Annotated in this window: 14 protein-coding genes; 5 read left to right on the top strand and 9 right to left on the bottom strand. The window is 63.1% G+C overall.

The window, feature by feature from the left end; translation table 11 throughout:
• Positions 1-66 precede the first annotated feature (66 nt).
• From FGL15_RS03550 to FGL15_RS03520, 7 genes are all read right to left on the bottom strand, one after another.
• Positions 67-858, bottom strand: coding sequence for a carbohydrate ABC transporter permease (locus FGL15_RS03550; protein ID WP_205847534.1), 792 nt, complete (start codon positions 856-858; stop codon positions 67-69).
• A gap of 144 nt (positions 859-1,002) precedes the next feature.
• A complete protein-coding gene (locus FGL15_RS03545) occupies positions 1,003-1,677 on the bottom strand; it encodes a carbohydrate ABC transporter permease (protein WP_205858681.1) in 675 nt (224 codons plus the stop codon).
• A 311-nt stretch (positions 1,678-1,988) separates the two neighbouring features.
• Positions 1,989-3,308, bottom strand: coding sequence for an ABC transporter substrate-binding protein (locus tag FGL15_RS03540; protein WP_240773920.1), 1,320 nt, complete (start codon positions 3,306-3,308; stop codon positions 1,989-1,991).
• Positions 3,309-3,764: 456 nt separating this feature from the next.
• Complete coding sequence (locus tag FGL15_RS03535; RefSeq protein ID WP_240773766.1) at positions 3,765-4,844, bottom strand: iron chelate uptake ABC transporter family permease subunit; 1,080 nt, start codon at positions 4,842-4,844, stop codon at positions 3,765-3,767.
• Positions 4,841-5,803: an iron ABC transporter permease gene (locus FGL15_RS03530; protein ID WP_240773764.1), complete on the bottom strand. Its 963-nt coding sequence runs from the start codon at positions 5,801-5,803 to the stop codon at positions 4,841-4,843. The genes FGL15_RS03535 and FGL15_RS03530 overlap by 4 nt, the downstream gene beginning before the upstream one ends.
• Before the next feature lie 363 nt (positions 5,804-6,166).
• On the bottom strand, positions 6,167-7,015 hold the full coding sequence (locus FGL15_RS03525; RefSeq protein ID WP_240773757.1) for an ABC transporter substrate-binding protein: 849 nt from the start codon (positions 7,013-7,015) through the stop codon (positions 6,167-6,169).
• A gap of 182 nt (positions 7,016-7,197) precedes the next feature.
• Positions 7,198-8,016 carry an AraC family transcriptional regulator gene (locus tag FGL15_RS03520; protein ID WP_138944978.1) on the bottom strand — a complete coding sequence of 273 codons (819 nt, stop codon included), beginning with the start codon at positions 8,014-8,016 and terminating at the stop codon, positions 7,198-7,200.
• 410 nt (positions 8,017-8,426) lie between these two features.
• Here FGL15_RS03520 and FGL15_RS03515 point away from each other — a divergent pair, with 410 nt between their 5' ends.
• From FGL15_RS03515 to FGL15_RS03495, 5 genes are all read left to right on the top strand, one after another.
• Positions 8,427-11,192: an Ig-like domain-containing protein gene (locus tag FGL15_RS03515; protein ID WP_138944977.1), complete on the top strand. Its 2,766-nt coding sequence runs from the start codon at positions 8,427-8,429 to the stop codon at positions 11,190-11,192.
• A gap of 67 nt (positions 11,193-11,259) precedes the next feature.
• Positions 11,260-12,765, top strand: coding sequence for a SpaH/EbpB family LPXTG-anchored major pilin (locus FGL15_RS03510; protein ID WP_138944976.1), 1,506 nt, complete (start codon positions 11,260-11,262; stop codon positions 12,763-12,765).
• A gap of 38 nt (positions 12,766-12,803) precedes the next feature.
• A complete protein-coding gene (locus FGL15_RS03505) occupies positions 12,804-13,814 on the top strand; it encodes a class C sortase (protein ID WP_205858680.1) in 1,011 nt (336 codons plus the stop codon).
• Positions 13,815-14,003: 189 nt separating this feature from the next.
• The gene (locus FGL15_RS03500; protein ID WP_168223300.1) at positions 14,004-15,359 is read left to right on the top strand and encodes a LuxR family transcriptional regulator; all 1,356 of its coding nucleotides are present in this window, start codon (positions 14,004-14,006) and stop codon (positions 15,357-15,359) included.
• Between the two features lie 361 nt (positions 15,360-15,720).
• Complete coding sequence (locus FGL15_RS03495; protein WP_205858679.1) at positions 15,721-16,764, top strand: MFS transporter; 1,044 nt, start codon at positions 15,721-15,723, stop codon at positions 16,762-16,764.
• Between the two features lie 239 nt (positions 16,765-17,003).
• On the opposite strand, the gene FGL15_RS03490 is transcribed toward FGL15_RS03495, so the two are convergent.
• Both FGL15_RS03490 and FGL15_RS03485 read right to left on the bottom strand, forming a co-directional pair.
• A complete protein-coding gene (locus FGL15_RS03490) occupies positions 17,004-17,603 on the bottom strand; it encodes a DUF305 domain-containing protein (protein WP_138944974.1) in 600 nt (199 codons plus the stop codon).
• A gap of 57 nt (positions 17,604-17,660) precedes the next feature.
• A complete protein-coding gene (locus tag FGL15_RS03485; protein WP_138944973.1) occupies positions 17,661-18,095 on the bottom strand; it encodes a nuclear transport factor 2 family protein in 435 nt (144 codons plus the stop codon).
• Positions 18,096-18,223: the final 128 nt, after the last annotated feature.

Raw genomic sequence — 18,223 nt, 5'->3', positions numbered from 1 at the left:
GTCCCATGGAACACGGGCGGGGCACGGAATCGACTGCGTTCCGCGCCCCGCCCGTTCAAGCCAGCCTCATTTGGTCGCTCCGAGCGTCATCCCCTCGATGATCCGGCGCCCGACCCAGAGGTACATCACCAGGATCGGAACGACCGTGACGGCGATTCCGGCGAACATGCCGCCCCAGTTCATTCCGTTGTACTGCATCTGTTGCAAGTAGCCGAGCAATGCGAGTGGAAGCGTCTGGAGCTCCTGCGACTGCAGGAAGACCAGTGCGAAGAAGGTTTCTCCCCAGTGGCCGATGACGTTCAGTACGACCAGTGTGATGATTCCCGGGCGGGCCAGCGGAAGCATGATCCGCCAAAACGTCCGCGCCGGCGTTGCACCGTCCAGCGCCGCCGCTTCTTCGAGCTCGAGTGGGAGCGTTCGGAAGAATCCGGTCAGGAAGAACACCGCGAACGGAAGTGATGTGCCCACGTAGATGAGTAGCAGCCCGAACAGATTGTTCACCAGGCCAACCGGAGCGAGCATTGCGAAGATCGGCAGGAAGATCGCTTGAGCCGGGATGCCGATGCACACGGCGAACAGAGACGTCAACGGGCTTGCTGCTCGGTTCCCCAGTCGACTCAGCGCGTAGGCGGCGGGCGCGGCCAGGACGATCGTGAAGAACGCTGTGCCCACGGTCAGGACGACCGAGTTCGCTGTGGCGACGCTGAAGTTGCCCGTCGTCCAGGCGAGCACGAAGTTCTCCCACCTCAGCTCGGTCGGTAGCGACCAAGGCTGATTCAGAATGTCACGACTCGACTTGAAAGCTGACATCAGGAGCCAGGCGAGTAACGCGACGTTCGCAATGACGATCACGGCCACGATCGGACCGCTGAGAGCGCGTTGAAGGGGGCTCGCAATCGACGGCTTCCGCAGGGCCGTTCTGCTGCGAGAGCGCGGAACCAGGAGATTTCTCGTCTCATCGGTTGGCACGATCAGATCCTTTCGAAAACGACGACGAGTCGCTCATGACAACTCGATGCTCTCTCGACGCATGATGCGCCGGATGAGGACGACGAGTACGCCGATGAGCGCGAGCATGACCAACGAGCTTGCGGCCCCGAGACCATAGCTGGGTACCCCTGCCGGGTTGAGGACGGACGCGTAGGTGTAGAGAGCTATCGTCCACGTTCCGGGGTCGGGGAGTCCGCTCGAGGACCCGGCGATCGCCAGGATGAACTCGAACGTCTTGAGCGCATTGATGGTCCAGAGGACGGCACAGACGGAGATGATGTCCCACGAGAGGGGCAAGGTCACATATCTGAACCGCTGCCACATGTTCGCCCCGGCCAACGCGCAGTCTTCGTACAGATAGGGCGGTATCTGATCAGCGCCGGCTAGCAGAATCGTCGCGTAGAATCCGGCACCGAACCAGACGATGCCGAGGAGGATGACTCCGAACCGGTTCTCTGCTGCAAGCCACGCTGGAGGGTCCGTGACACCGATCGTGTGGAGTACCTCGTTGACGAGCCCGTCCGCCTGGAACATGAATCCCCAAACGATCGACAGGACGATCCCTGGAATGATCACCGGGAAGAAGATCACGGATCTTGCGAATGCGCGTCCACGTCCGACCATGTCCTTCAGGAGTGCGAGCAGGACGAAACTGCACGCGAAGATTCCAGCGCCCGCGACGACCACGACCAACCCCGAGTTCGCGAACGACTTGAGGAAGGCTGGATCGCGGGAAAGATAGACGAAGTTCTTCAGGCCCACCCATTCCATGGGACCCGTTCCCGGCCACTTGTGGAGGCTGATCCACGATGTCCCGACCAGTGGAACGATCATCAGCAGGGCGAAGAGAAGGAGCGCCGGAAGAACGAACGGCCAGAAGAGACGTCGACGAGATCGTTCGAACGAGCCACGACGCGCGGACGCGGAGCGGCCGGCCGGCCGCCCGGGGGCCGACATGGTGGCGGCACCCCGGACTGCACGTTGATCAGTCTGATTCGTCACTGATTGAGTTCCCAGTAGGAGACCGTCTGCTGCTTGATCTCGGCGATGAACTTCTCGGCGTCGAGCCCGCCGGTGAGCAGCTGGGCCACCAGCGGTTGGTAGACCTTCGTCGACCAGTCGCCGCCGTAGCTCTGGGAGATGCCGTCGTCGTCCAGAACGAGCTTGTCAGCGTTTTCGAGCGTCGCGGCCGCGGACGCCACGGCCGCCGACTCCGTCACGTCCGCTCGGGCTGAGATGACCGAGGTCTCATCGGCGTACGCCTGTGCGCGCTCCTTGCCGTAGGCGTAGGCGATGAACTGTTCCGCTGGACCGGGATTCGTGGACTTCGAAGGGATGACCCAGCCGTACGCAGTGGTCGCCGCGTACTTCGAGTCTGGCTCGTCAGCGGGGAACGGGATGCTTGCGAACTCGAATCCCTCTGCGGCATTCGGTGCGGCTTCGCCGGGGAGCCATGATCCGTTGAGGATGAAGTTCGCTTCCCCGGACGCCCACTTCTGTTGGATGGCCGGGAACTTGCTCGCGTTGTATCCCTCTGCGAAGTAGCCTCCGGCGACGAGCTGCTGGATCCGGTCGGCCGCGTCCCGGTACCCGCTCTCGTCCCAGGTCTTACCGGTCTTGTCCCCGGCGGCCTTGTTCATGGCACCAGGACCCATGGTGTGGAGCACTGCATTGTTGTACCAGTAGGCGCTGTAGCCGAGGATGTCAGCGTCCAGGGCCAACGGAGCTCCCAGCGTTCGCGAATCGTCGAGTACTTCGACGAAGCGGTCCCAGGTCAGGTCAGTCGTGCTCACCAGGTCCGGGAACCGAGCTGAGTCGTACCAGATGTCGTAGCTGGTCATCGTCCAAGGGATGACGACCTGAGCCCCGTCCTTTGATCGCGCGACCTCGAGGTAGGTCTCGGGGATGACGTCGCGGACGGTCTCGTCACTTCCCGGAATCTCCATATCGAGCACGGGTTCCAGATCCGCGACGGTGCCGCTCGGCACCATGACGGATTCGACAGCCCAGAGGGGGCGGTCGATGAGATCAGCCGCGGGTGACGTCGACAGCGTGGGTTGCAGCTTGGTGAGCACGTCACGACCTACCCACTGGGCGTCAACGGTGATCCCCGTGTCCTTCTCGAACTCGTCGATGATCGTCGCTAGCGCGACCTGGCCGGGTTCGCCCATCTTGAACATCGACCAGTAGGTGAATTCGCGAGAGGCCGCGGAGTCGTCACTCGTCGTTGAGCCGTTCGCACACGCGCTCAGCGTCCCGATTGCGAGCGCCGTCGCCATGATAGCTCCGACGCGAGTACTGCTTCTTCGGTGATTCATGTCCACTGTCTTCCTTGTCGGTGGTCTTGGTTCTTGATCGTCAACCGATCCGTACCGCCCTGGCCGCGATGAACCGCGGCATCATGGCCGCCTCCGCTCCACCAGCGATCGCCGCCACTTCACCGAGCGAGATTCCGTGTTGCGATCAGTTTCGCGGTCGCCTGAATCTTCCAAGTGCACGTGGAGGTTCCGCCACCGGGTGGGGTGCTACTACTGTTCGATGCTCCGGATCGGTGACCACAACCATGCGACGGCTCGCCTCGGACCGGCAACAAATCGCACAAAACCTAACAAGGGCATCTGTCGTCGCGTTGGCCGCTGCTACCGTGCGTCGATCTCCGGCGTATTGGCGCGCGGTGGACGAGGGCGTCGTCGGCTCGTTGAGGAGCAAGGTGGTGTCTCCTGTGCGAGCTCCATCGCCGCCCACACACGCTGGGCGTTCCCCTCCCGGAAGCTCTACGGTCGCCTCTTCGCCTCCATGATCAGCAACCAGATGAGATATGCGCCGCCGAGACACACGGTGATCACGCCGGCTGGGAGCTGCGCGGGAGCAAACAATCGCTGTGCAACGAAGTCACTGGACACCAACAACAAGGCTCCCATCGCTGCGGATGCGGACAGAGAGACGCCAGCGGAGCGCGTCAGACGCCGGGCGAGTTGGGGTGCAGCGAGTGAGACGAATGCGATCGGGCCGGCTGTAGCGGTAGCAGTTGCAGTGAAGCCGACACCGACCACGACGAGCTCGAGGCGCACGCGACCACCACGGAGGCCCAGCGCGGTCGAGGCTTCGTCGCCGACTTCGAGGGTGTGCATCCCTCGTGAAAGAAGTCCGGCAACCACTCCGAGCGCGAGGATGATGACCGTCGCGGGCAACGCTTGGGCCCATGCGACCGTATTGAGCGAGCCACTGCCCCATGCGCTTGCGGACAGTGCGAGCTCAAGGTCCGCGTTGAGGATGATCCAGGTGTTCAGCGACGCAAGCATGGCGGATATCGCGATCCCCACGATGATCAGGCGGAATCCGTGGAACCCCCGCCGGTAGGCGAGCGCGTACACGAGCAGCGCGGTCGCGAGACCTCCGGCGAGCGAGCCTGCGGCGACGGCGAGATAGCCGGTGCCTGCTGTCGTCATCACCATGAGAGCGCCGGCATAGGCACCCGAATCGAAGCCGATGATGTCCGGACTGCCCAGCGGGTTCCGTGTCAGTGACTGAAAGATCGCCCCCGCGGCACCGAGCGCAGCTCCGAGCGCGAGAGCAAGCAGAACCCGCGGCATCCGCCAGTCGAGCACGACGAGTTGGGTTTTGCGCGTCCCGCCCCCGAGCACTGTGGCGATGACGTCCGGGATCGGCACGACGAAGTCGCCTGACCCGAGGCTCACGACCGCCACAGCCGCCGCTGCAGCCACGAGCACGAAGGTGGCGATCGCACGACGCATCCCGACAATCACGCTGAGGCGCCCCGCCCGGGTTCGCAGCACGCCGAAGCGATAGCCACGATCAATGCGCGATCGGTCGGAGGAGATGATGTCCGTCACAGCGCGCTTGCTCCTGTTCGTCTCACCAGGGCGATGAGGACTGGTCCGCCGACGAAAGCGGTGACGACCCCGACCGGGAGCTCACCGCTGGCAAGCACGAGCCGCCCGCCGATGTCGCTGGCCAGGAGGAGCACAGGTGCTGTGAGGACGCTGCCAGCAAGAATCCAACGTTGGTCAGGCCCGGTGAACCACCGCACAGCATGCGGCACCATGAGCCCGACGAATGCGATCGGGCCCGCCGCCGCGGTTGCCGCTGCACAGAGTAGTGTGGCGGCGACGACCGCCAGTACCCGGGTGCGCACGACGCTGGCGCCCAGCGAAAGGGCGAGATCGTCGCCGAGAGCCAGGGAGTTCAACGGCTTCGCGACGAGGAGAGCGAGCACGAACCCGAACGCGAGGAACGGCAGCAACCACCTGAACTGGTCGAACGGAGTGTTGCTGATGGTTCCGGCGTTCCATCCGCGCATCCGGTCGAGCACGTCGGGCGAAAGCAGGGTGATCCCTGTCGTGAATCCGCTGAGAACAGCTCCGATGGCCACCCCCGCGAGTGTGATTCGAAGGGCGTCGGGTCCACCGCGACCCGCCGCTCCGATTGCCCAGACGGCGACAGTGGTGACCATAGCCCCACACAGGGCAAACCAGACGGTGCCTGCCAGGCTCGTGATGCCGAACACCGCGCCTCCGACCGCCACCGCGAAGGCTGCGCCGGCATTCACTCCGAGGATGCCGGGATCCGCGAGTGGGTTCCGGGTGAACGCCTGCATCAACGCTCCGGCCATCCCGAGTGCGGCGCCGACGATGATCCCGAGAACGGTGCGCGATCCGCGAAGAGTGAACATGATCGTCGCTGCGTCAGGGTCCGTGCCGGAGAGTCCGCCGGCTATCTGCTCAATCGACAGGTCCTTGGACCCGAGTACAAGACTGACCGCAACACAGAACGCCAGCGCGCCCAGCATCATGGCGAATCCCACGAGCCGTCGACCGGTGGGAACCCCGATAGCCGCTCGCTCCTGTTCCGCCGCCGCCGACGTCCGCGCTGAGAAAGCGCCCGACGAGTGCAGCGTGGGTTCGACCTCAGCGCCCATTGACGTCGACGACGGCTTCGTGCCCCTGCTCAACCGCTTCGTAGCTTCCGTCGGCGAAGATCGGGCCGCGCCCGCGGTGCGGCGGGTCGGCCCGGTTCACGTCGGTCAAGACCGACGTTCGGATGCGGCGGTGAATCTGCGGACGGTCTCCTGGGAACATGGCCCCCGTCGCGTTCGTCTCCGGCTGGTCCGCGTTGCGCCCCTCGTTACAGCTGACAGTCGGCGTTACGACACGACTCATTTGAGAAGAGCCTGCCCGATCACCTCGAGGAGTGCGTCCTGGCCGCTCGGGGACCCGTAGGCCATCTCGAGGTTGTACGGGTAGATTCGTTCATTCATCACGAAGGGCAGGGACGCCCAAAGTGGGTTGGAAGTGACCGCTTCGTTGTTCGTGATGAGGTCGGATCCGTCTTGATTGACAGTCGTGACAATGAGATCGATGTCCCGCAGATCGCCGACCTGCTCGGGACTGAGCGCTCGGCCCGTGCTGTCCGGCTCGCCGTCTCCATCGCCGTCTGCGAGGGGGCTGATCTGCAACCCGAGGTCTTTGAATACCAGGCAGGAGATGCTGTAGCAGCTGATCTGCACCTGGCCTCCCCAGAACGTCACATCCGCGACGACGGGGGCGACGCCATTCTCGTCGAGCTGCGCTTTGACTTCCGCCACGCGAGCGTCGTACTGGTCTCGCCATGCCTCCGCTTGTTTCGCTCGACCGAGGTCGCTGGCGATCTTGTCGAACTTGTCGCGCCAATCGCCACCATCGAATCCGTTGTAGGTGTAGGTCGGTGCGATCGGCGTGAGTTTGTCGTGCAAGTCGGTCTCGTAACCGAGTCCGTTGAGGATGAAGTCGGGCTCGACGTCCAGTACCTTCTCCAGATTGAACTCTGGGAAATTGTGGAACCCCTTGATGCCAGCCAGTTCGTCTTGGGGGAAGAAGCTGGGGAACGCGCTCCAATCGTCTCGGAGCGGCTGCTCCTTGGCCAGGGGGAATCCGAGCGTGATCAACATGTCGACATCGGTCGTGTAGAACCCGAGTGCGGCCTTCGGCTCGACGGGCACTGTCACCTCACCGAAGTCGGTGTCCACTGTGAGCGTGTCGCGCGAGGTCGAGACGTCGGACGGGGAGCTGCAGGACGTCAAGAGGAATGCAGTAGCAGCGATACATGCTGAGGCAGCGAGGAGACGAGGACGTAGGAGCGGCATGGAGACCTTCTCTTCGAGTGGTTAGGTGTGCCTTACTTGGGCACCTCACTGATCCTCTCCTAGGGTCATGTCGCCAACCGGCCAAAGAATGTCGGCTGCCCGACGAATTCGCGTGCGATCGAATCGAGACGACCCGGGGTGGTTCCGAACTCGCGTCGGAATGCCTGCACGAACGCGCTCGGAGTCGTGTACCCAACTCTTCGTCCGACTGCACCGACAGGTATCCCTGCGGCGAGGAGCTCGAGTGCAGCGAGCATCCGTGCTCGCGTCCGCCACTCCAGGAAGCTCAGCCCGGTGTCCCGGCGGAACAGCCTCGACAGATTGCGCTCGCTGGAACCCACGACTGTGCCCCATTCCCCGAGCGTTCGTGCGTCTGCGGGGTCGCGCCGGACTGCTTCGGCCACGCGTCGAGCACGATCGTCCTCCGGCAAGCTGAGTTGGAGACGGATGATCTCGGCTGGTTCAAGCAGTCGCGGAACCAAGAGCTCGGCCAGGCGTCGTGTTTCGGCAGCGAGATCGTCGCGACCGAGCTCGTCAAGGAGAGCGCTGGCTGCCGCGGGCACGCACACAACTCCGACCCCCGAGCGAGGCGGATCGCCGAGGTCCGGCGAGAGGAAGGTGCAGGCGAACGAGGTTCCCGGTGCGGCAGTCACTCGGTGCGCTTCGCCGGCCGGTATCCAGAGCCCGAAATGCCCTGGGAGGGCATGGACGCCTGCCCCTGTCTCGACGACGAGAGACCCGCGACTTCCCCAAAGTAGCTCGTCGACATCGTGCTGATGCCACTCCCATGCTTCACCGTGCGTCACGACGAAGGAGTTGGTGTGTGTTCCGATGGTCGCGCTTGGGGCGTCGAGCGCGGTGGTGGTCTGGTCGGAGAGCAGCATGGTCTTTCCTTGCTTGTGTTCGATAGCCGCAGCCAATGTCGGCCAGCGTAGTGCCGGCCCCGACGGCTGGACGTGCTTTCGCCACCTCCGTTCCTCCGTGGAGCCAGCACCGCATGGGGCGGTTGAAAAGTGGGATGAAACAACTCGCGGTCGTCATCAGGACACACCTGTGCGCTGGGAGGATCTGTCACCGAGGGAGCTCATCCCGAGTCCGGTCATCCGCTCGCGCGATCATCTCGGCATGACGCCGTCGCGGCGTGATCGACGTCCATCCTCCGCTCCGAGAATCACGAACCGAACCCGTCGGGTAGTCAGCTCTTGCGCAAGACCGACGGGTATGACGAGAAAGCAGTGCCGTGTTGCGAGGACATTCCTCCCGTCCGCAAACCCGACGATGGTCGTTCCTGCGGATGGTCGTCGGTTCGGTCGTCGTCGCGGCGTCGATCTCGGTCTTCGGCATCACGCTGACGGCAGCGCCGCCGGCGCAGGCTGCCCCCGTTGCAGCCCCACAGATAGTGAAGTTCCACGCCAACAACTCCAAGATGGACTCGGCAATCGACGAGCTCCGCGCCTCGTTCGTTCTGAAGGTCCCACACGGCTACGTCAATGCGACGACCGGAGCCATGCAAAGGGTCGACGGTAAGTTCCTCCGCGTCGGTTACGACTATGACGGGCGGAACGACAATGGCGTTCCGTCTTATCGCAGCATGCAGTACATCAATACATTCTCGGCTTCAGGTGCAACCGTCTGGGCCAGCAACCGGGGTGAGTTCTTCACCGTGCATAAGGTGATCGCGGCGGGGGAGAACGACTATCTCGTCATCTCCGTCGAAGGAGACATGGACGTTCCCCCGAGCGCTGGAAACAACGTTCCAGGTGGGCACTCCGGGCAGATGAACCTGTACTTCTCGTTGGCGAACAGCGCAGTCGCCAGCACAGTTGACACCAGTTGGATCCCCGGCGCCCAGACGGTGTTCCCAGTCGACCTCAGAATCTATGCAGACGGGTGGGGTGTCGCGAGCCGTTCAGGACCGGTGGTCCAGGTGCAATACGACGCCACCTACAACCTCTGGTCGGGGAACCAAGCGAACTGGGGCCAGGTGATCGACTACGGATTGAACGGACAGCCGGCCGGCATTCTTCCGGCGAACTCGCTCCCGGTCGATCTGACGAACTTCGCGTTCACATCCGTGGCGACCGGCCCAGCCGGATCCGTCAGCGACAGCTTCTGGTACGCGTGGGTCCATGAGGACGGCAGTCTTGTGTCATCGATCAACACTGCGCCGATACATGTCACGGGTGTGACTCCTCACCGGGATCTTGTGAACAACTCGGCTGTTGTGAAGAATGTCGCCCCGGCGACATCCGGGGCGCCGACGCTGGCGTGGACCGCCGGAGCGGCGGCGCAGGGGTTGACGAACAACGTGAAGACGGACGGACGAGTGGACTTCCGATCCGCAGGCGGGACGGGGTACTACCGTCTCGTCGTGTGGCCTGAGTCGCGTAACCCAGCGACAGTGACCGCGAACAACGGCTCGCCCCTCCTCTCCTACACCGCTGGTCAACTGTTCGCGGGAGAACGTCCCGTGGCCGGACGGATCGATGAGTCATGGACTGTCGGTTCCGTTTACTACAACTACAGTGTCGCGCGGCCTGACGCCCCCACCATCACGACTCCTTCTGAGGATGGCTATCTCCAGTCGGGTAAGTCGGTCACGATCTCGGGCACGGGAACGCCCGGGCACTCCATCAGCCTCAAACTCGCCTCGGGATCCACGATCTCCAACATCAACGCCGCGACGAACACAACCCTGGCCGACGGCGACCGGCAGTGCGGACCGACCACAGCATGCTCGGTGATCGTGGACACATCCGGCGCTTGGAGCTACACCTATGCTCCCCAAGTGCCTCTCGTCGACGGCACCTATACCGTCCTGGCTTTGCAGACAGAGCAGACGTCCGGTTACTACCTGACCAGTGCTCCGTCAAATCCGGACCCTCCGACGTCTGCCACCAACTGGGGCGTCACCTTCTCGATCGACACGACGGTTCCCGCGGCGCCCGCTTTCCAATGCTTGGCCACTCCGTCCAAGGACGCGACGCCGACGCTGTCAGGTTCGGGTTTGGAAGTTGGAGGTGTGGCTCGAATCTATGAGGGCCAGACTCTTCTCGGCACCGCAACGGTCACCGGATCCACCTGGAGCTACACGGTCGTATCAGAGCTTCCGGACGGAATCTACGGGTTCGCGGCTACCCAGGTGGACCGCGCCGGCAACGAGTCGCCTCGGACAGCCGCCTGCAAGTACCAGGTCGCTACAGACGTGGTGGTGGTCGGCGTCACGAAGGTCGCCGACGTTGTGGTCGGTGGTGACCCCACTCTGCCTTCGGTCTCCGCTTCCAATTGGGAGGTCACAGCGGCATCGGCGACGGCGACCGAGCTGATCAGCGGTGCCACCGGGGCGGAACTCGAACGTGGAGTGACCTACACGCTCTCCGAGCGCCTTCGAAGCACGCCCGGACCCGATGCCAACGCATCGCTCTACACGCAGCGAGGAGAACTGGCTTGTGTCGACGGCGACGCTCGTCCGCTCGATTCTTCCGTGTTCGATGCGTCTACTAGGCGACTCGTCATCGGAGCTACGACGCTCGTTGCCGAACCGATCACTTGCGCGTTCACCAACCAGACGAGCCACCTTTCGTTCGTCACGAAACAGCTGAACGGGCCGACGAACGATCCGACCGATGGGTGGAGTGTTTCGGCCGATGCGACTGGAGGTACATCAGTGTCTCTCGATGCCTCGCTCGTCCGCACGGAGGCGCGGCCCGGTACGTACTCTGCGGCCGCCGCGGTGCCGGAGGGACTCTCGTTGCTGGGTATTCAGATGCTGCGCCGTGACGCTGCGAATTGCGCGGCCTTCGCAGGCCAGGCAGCGGACGCGCCCGAAAGCTGCTGGACGGACCTGAACCCCTCATCCGTGATCATCGAGCAGGGCGAGCGCACTGTCCTTCGCGTGGTCGCCGCCTCGCCGCGAGACCTCCCCGGCCTCCCAATGACCGGTGGCGTAGGCGCGTGGTTGTTCACCACAGCAGGGGGCCTCGTCGTGGTTCTCGCGATGGCTCTGTGGGTCCTGAGCAGACGCCGTGGGTCCGTCCTCGCCGCCCGGGCACGGGTCTGACACTTCCACCGATCGCCGCCGCGTACTCACTCGGCGACGCAATGCACCACAGTTGAAAGGAAATCTCGTGGTTCACACATCTTCAGGGCGAGGGACGAAGCTTGCGGCCATCACCGCAGCCTTCCTCGTCCTCGGCGCATCGGCGCTCGTCGCTTTGCCTGCGTCCGCCGCACCAGGCGATGCCGGCACTGGAACGATCACGGTCCACAAGCTGGAGCAGCGCGGCACATCGCTCGGGCCCAACGACGGTTCACAACTCGACGCCACAGGGGCGACACCGCTTGTTGCTGGGTTCACGGTCTGCTCCGTCGACGGTCTCGATCTCACCACGGCCGCTTCTTGGGACCACATCGCTGGCCTCGCACTCTCGGGAGGTACAAACGGTGCTGCGCCGGTTGTCTCAGAAAACGGCACTGCGCTCACTCTGAGCTGCGGCGTCGAGCAAGAGACCAGCTCGACGACGGGTGAGACCACGTTCGCCGCGCTGGCCGCTGATCGCGCATACGTCGTGTACGAGAGCACGCTTGCTGCCAACGCCGTCACTGCATCCCAGCCGACGCTCGTGACCGTTCCATATCCGGGTAACGGTGGTGTCAGCGCCACCTGGAACTACAACCCACACATCTACCCGAAGAACGTTGTGGCCGGATCAGGCGCAACGAAAGTCGCCGAGATGGTCGGCGACCAGATCTGGTTCGAAGTCATGCTTCCGATTAGTCCGCTTGCGGGCGGAGACCAGTACACGGAGATGCGGATCAACGATCAGCTTGCGCCCTCTGTGACATACACCAGAGGTCGTGTCCAGATGTTTGCGGCTGGGACGAGCAATGTGGATCTGATTTCCGGAACCCATTACACGCTTACTCAGCCTGACGGATCGCGCGGTGCAGAAGTGGTGCTGAGCTTCACTGCCGCCGGATTGGAACTCGTCAATGCGAACATCGGCGGACGCATCTACCTCGAGATCGCAACCGATGCCGTCTCATCGGGCAGTACCGCCAACGAGGCCACGATCACGGTGAATGGAGTAAGTACCGCCCCCGGCACTGGTCCCTCCGTCCAGAACCCGGAAGCTTTCTTCTCGGGTGTCCACGTCCGGAACGTCGCGCGAAACAAGGGCGTCACGGCAACCGTTCCCCTAGCCGGCGCTCAGTTCTTGCTCTACCGCGCGGACGATGCTGCTACGAGCTGCGCCGCGACTCCCGCCAGCGACCCGTACCAGGTCCAAGTGTTGGGTACTCAGACGTCAGACTCCTCCGGTAATACCCCTGACGCGGTGCTCGCCGCAGGGAAGTATTGCGTGTACGAGACAGTTGTCCCGGCCGGGTACAAAGGACTCGCCGGAGGAATGATGCTCACGGTGAGCGGCGCGGACTCGTCGATCGAGGTCGTCAACACGCAGATCGGTAGCGATGTGGGTGATCTTCCATCGTTGCCGATGACCGGTGCGTCGGGCAGCGTCATTATCATCGTCGCCGGCTCTTCGTTCCTGCTCGCAGGCGTCGTACTGTTCCTCCTCCGTCGTCGCAAGGACCAGTCAGAGACCGGTGGATCAATGGCCGGACAGGGCTGATCCAGTAGTTGTCGGGCGGACATCGGGACCGTCTGACTGTGGATGACCGTGACGCGGGTCGGGCCTGCGTCACGGTCATCGCGTTTTCTCCGCGGGTAAGCGCGGACTCACTCTTTGGAGGTTCGATGGCTCGTCATCTGACAAGACACGCTCCGGCGGCACGACACGCACGACAACCGATTCTCCTGAGGCGAGGGTTCCGGTGGCCCGACACATTGATCGCGCTGTGCACGCTTTTGGGAGTCGGTCTCCTGCTGTACCCGATCTCGGCCGCCTGGGTTTCGCAGTTCAATCAGTCGAACGTCGTGCACGATCAGACAACGGCAAATGCCGAGACTGCTGCTTCCGAGATGAAGGCGAGCCTCGACGAGGCTCACCGCTACAACGACCTCCTGGAGTCAGGCGCTCTCCTCAAAGGAGGAGAAAACGTCGCGATCGGAACCGGCGAGACGGGGGCGAGCGTCGAATACGACCAGCTGCTTCGCGCTGAACCGACGGGGACGTTGGCTCGCATCCGAATCCCCTCGATCGGTCTCGACCTTCCTGTCTACCACGGCACATCGGACGAAACCCTGCTCAAAGGTGTCGGTCACCTGCAGGGAACATCGCTGCCTGTGGGTGGCAAGGGAACGAAAGCGGTTCTCACCGGTCATCGAGGGTTGGCCAGCGCCGAGATGTTCACGCGACTTTCCGAAGTCCGGAAAGGTGACTCCATCAACATCGAAGTGCTGAACCAGGTGCTCACGTACAGAATCTTCGAGATCCAGGTAGTTTCACCCGACAATACGGAAGAGATCCGTCCCGTAGATGGTGCCGACCTGATTACACTCGTGACCTGCACACCACTCGGAATCAACACACACCGGATCCTCGTCACAGCACAGCGGGTACTTCCCACTCCCCAGCAGGACATCAACGACATGGCGTCTCGACCGGACGTCCCTGGTTTCCCTTGGTGGGTGGTCGTCGCGACAGCGGCCATCGGTGTCGTCAGCGGGTGGTACTTCAACGGATGGAAGCGTCGGTGGCGAGCGGTCAGGAACAGCTGAGACTGCCGACGTGGCAGCCGGACGCATTTTCGCTCAAGGCGTGGCGCGGTTCAGATGTGTGTCAGGAAAGCCACCTCCGGTGGCCGGTCGCTGCGACAGATTGGTGGGGCGGAAAGGGCGAAGCGGATGTTGGAAGCAGCACAGTCGATCGTGGAGTCATCGCTCCGGGGCGGGCGATTCCCTGAGCTGGTGTCCGTCGACATCCTCCGCCGCTGCTCCCTCTCCGATGCGAAGCAGTTCGAAGACGGTGAACGTCAGATGGTGCTCGCCGGGATGGTGATGGCCCGTGTCCGTTCCGATGACACAGAAGCATCGATCGGCCTCGCCGATGCCATCAGAGACGGCCTCTTGAATCTTGGAGATCGCACGAGTCCGGTTGAATCGTTGCTGGCTCTCGAGGCGGCGCTGGCGGAGGTCTACGTCAATCAAGGCAACGCTGTTCGGAGCAACGAGCATGTTCAACGGATGCTTCCCCAACTGCATCGAGGGATTCGGGCCGAGTGGCGAAACCGAGTTCTGGGAATCGCTGCAGCATCGTTCGCCATTGATGGCGACCATGTCGCAGCGGAGCAGATGATCGCCGAGATCCGGGTACTGGAAGCGGAACAAGGTTGGGGCGACGAGCGTGTGGAGTACATGCAGGCGGTCGCTGAGGCGATCCTGGGCTTGACCTCGATGGATGCCGCGCGAGTTCGGGCGATCCTTCCACGAGCCCGTTCGCTCGTCCGCAGCGAGCCGACGGCTCTCTCCCTTGTTCGACTGATCGAGGCGCTGAACGCGTTCGTCGAGGGAGATCTGACGGCGACCCTGGTCAGGGCTGGAAGGGTTGCTCAGGGCACGGATCAACCGAATGGGCCGTCCATGGTGCGCACCTGTGCTCTGGGCCTCAAAGCGATCGCCCATGTCATGCGCGGTTCCCCAGCCCAAGCCGTTGCAATGCTTCGCGACGTTCCCTTGCCGGGAATGCACTTCATGTGTCTGGCGATGATCCGGTCATCGGCGTACCTCGTGCTCGGGGAGTACCGCGGTGCTCGCGGTGCGACGGACGATTGTCTCCGCATGAAGGTTGTCCACAGTCGCTGGACCTTGCCAGCAACGCTCCTGCGTCGGGCTGTAGCGAACATGCGTCTCGGCAACGTCGAGAGCGCAGTGCGAGAGGCCTTGGAGGCCCTCGAGTACACCGGGCGTCTCGACCCTTCATTCGGCCTCATGCTTGTCCCGACTCAGGATCTTCTGGATCTTGGGAGACTCTTGCTGTCACGCGATCGGAGCCTGGCGCCTCGTTTGCGAATCGTCCTCGAGCGAATGCGCTCCATTCCCTCGCCCGTCGCCCCCGAGTTCTCGCTGCCGGTGTTGTCCCAACGAGAGCGACTCATCGCCCATCATCTGCGGTCTGACAACAGCTACCGGCAGATTGCGGATGGACTCCACGTCACCATCAGCACGGTGAAGTCTCAAGCGTCCGCTGTGCTGAAGAAGGTGGGAGCCTCGTCACGGGAAGACGCGGTCCAGCGACTCGAGAAGAGCGGTTTCTACGAACTGTAGGTGTCGGCCCCAACACCGGTCACCAAGCGCGTAATTCCCGCAACCTGGCGGGTGCGAGGTTCGCCATCGGCGCGGAGAATGAACGGCAGTGGCGTCGGGAGCGATACGACGCCTCTGTTCGATCCCCGCAGTGCCGGTGTCCGTCTCACCGGGCCACGGGACTCTAATGCGGGCGTTTGATACCTGAACGAGACGGATGTACCGAGAGGGAACGCGTGCCGATCACGACCAAGTGGGCTGCCGGATCCGCCCGAGTTGTGGCCGGACTCATGTTGATCCCGCCCAAGGTCTCGAAATCAAGCTTCAGTTGTCAGGAGGACCGATGACGTCACCGAGTCAGGAGACGACTACCCCGTCGGACATGCCCCGCCCACAGATTCCCGTGCTGCTCGGAGCCGTCTTCCTCATCTATCTCGGACAGATGACGCTCAACCCGATCATCGCGCCGCTGTCTCGCGAGGTCGGTCTCGCGGAGTGGCAGGTGGGAGTCACCATCAGCGCGGCCGCGATGATGGTGGTCCTGACCAGTCAGTTCTGGGGTCGCCGTTCTCAATCGTGGGGACGTAAGCCAGTACTCGTTGCCGCCTTCTGTCTCGGCCTCGTTTCGATGGCACTTTTCGGGCTATCCGCTTGGCTCGGAATGACAGGGATGATCACGGGCGCTGCGCTGTTCTCACTGTTCGTGCTGCTGCGCGGGATCGGGTTCGGGTCCGCGATTGCAGCGGTGCCGCCCACGGCGCAGGCATACATCGCTGACGTCACGACTGACGAGCGAACCCGGGTAAATGGCATGGCCGGAGTCGGCGCTGTCCAGGGCATCGCGATGGTCAGCGGCTCCGTCATCGGCGGGGTGTTGTCGGTTTTCGGCTTGCTCGCCCCGCTCATAGCTGTACCCGGCCTCCTCTTGGTCGGGCTGGTGCTGATCGGCTTCCGGCTCCATCGAGAACCACGTCATGAGCTCGTCGAGAAGCCCGTTCGGGTCTCGCCGTTCGACGGTCGTGTGTGGCCGTTCTTGATCGCCGGCTTCGGGATGTTCACCGCTCTGGGGTTCATTCAGGTGATCATGGGCTTCATCGTCCAAGACCGCCTCGGACTCGACGCCGCGCGCACCGGCTTGGTTACCGGCGGTTGCCTACTCGCAGCTGGGGTCGGCATGGTTCTCGCGCAGGTGGTCATCGTGCCGCGGAGCGGCTGGACACCGACGATCCTGCTGCGTGTGGGAGGCGTTGTGGCGACATCCGGCTTCGCTCTTCTTGTTGTCGACGCCGGCCTCGTGAGCCTCTTGGCGGCCGTCGTCCTTATCGGTGTCGGGCTGGGAACCGCCATCCCCGGGTACAGCGCTGGGCCCAGTCTCCTCGTCCGTAGAGAGGAACAGGGGGCCTCGCGGGTCTCCTTGGTGCGGTGACCGGGCTGACGTTCGTCATTGCGCCGACCGCAGGAACTGCTCTCTACGGACTGTGGCCATCGCTGCCGATCGTCACCGGCGCCGCGATCATGGCTGTCGTCACGGTGTTCGTGCTCGTTCACTCCCGCTTCCGCACCCGTCCTCCGGCTCCCGCAGTAACAAGTCCCCAGGAGTGAGTTGGGTGGCCAAGACCATACCCGGGGCACGCGTGCCATCGCAGCGGTCGACTCCGACATCGATCACAGCGTCGCGAGGATGTCCTTCATCGCCGCGATCTCCTCGGTTTGTGCGCCGATGACGGTCTTCGCCAGTGCGATGGCGGCACTGTTCTGGCCGTTGTCGACTTCGTCTTGCGCCATGTCGACGGCCCCCTCATGGTGCTGGATCATCTGCTCGAGGAACAGACGGCTGGCATTTGCGCCCGAAGCGTCTTCGAGGGCTTGCATCTCCGCTTCGGACATCGTGCCGCCACCGTGGTCCATGTTGTCCATGTCAGACGTGTCGGCGCCCCAATCTTCGAGCCACTGGTCCATCATCTCGATCTCAGGCATCTGGTCGTCCTTGATCTGTTCGGCGAGAGAGACGACGCGCTGATCGACACCTTCCTTGCCGAGTAGGACATCGGACATCTCGATGGCCTGCGCATGGTGCTCTTTCATCATGTTGGCGAACATGAGGTCGGCATCATTCACAGCCGCGTTCGTCGCGGGGGCGGACGATCTGCCGCCGTGGTCCATGCCTTCCATTCCGTCACCGGGGGCGGTGTTTCCGCCGCAGCTCGTGAGGGCAAGAAGTGCGGTGAGGGCGAGTGCCGCGATCGACGCGCGTCGGATCTTCATGAGTGTTCTCCAGGTGTCGGTGATGAGGCTCGCAGTCGGGAGCTTCTGGAACTCGTTCTACAGCCGCGGCGGATGATCGCCGTGGCGATGCACGATCAACCAGTCGTCTTCTATCTTCCGGAAGACGTGCGTGACTCGTACCTCGAATGGACCTGGCTCGCCGCCATCCACGCGCAGGAAGCCGCGTTCGAATCCGACCGTGTAGCCGAAATCTGCAGAAGATGTCATCAGCTCGTATTGCGGTACCAGATCGCCGTCCGACAGCCGGCTTGCTACCCATGCAAGGGTTGCGCTAATCGCTTCGAAGCCATGTTCGCGTGTTCCGAAGGCGCCGTACAGGGAAGTGTCTTCACGGTGGGCCCAACAGTTCGCGAAAAGTTCTGATTCTCCGTGACCCATGGCTTTCAAGGCGATGTCGACGCGCGCGACCGCGCCTAGGAATGAGGGGTCGTCGGTGAGATTGCGAGAATTGGATTGGTGTCTGGTGCTCATGCTGTCCGCTTCGTGCCTCACTGGTGGTATCCCATGATTCTCGCAGTGCTGTCAGCTACGCGAGAAAAGTGCATCGTGCAGTACTTATCCGAGATGCTTGGTCACCGTACTCTGCGTCGTGGTCGTCT

It is taken from the genome of Plantibacter sp. M259 (assembly GCF_006065115.1).
GTDB lineage: Bacteria > Actinomycetota > Actinomycetes > Actinomycetales > Microbacteriaceae > Plantibacter > Plantibacter auratus.
The sequence above is the reverse complement of the archived record's forward strand: the minus strand, read 5'-3'. Positions and strand labels throughout refer to the sequence as shown.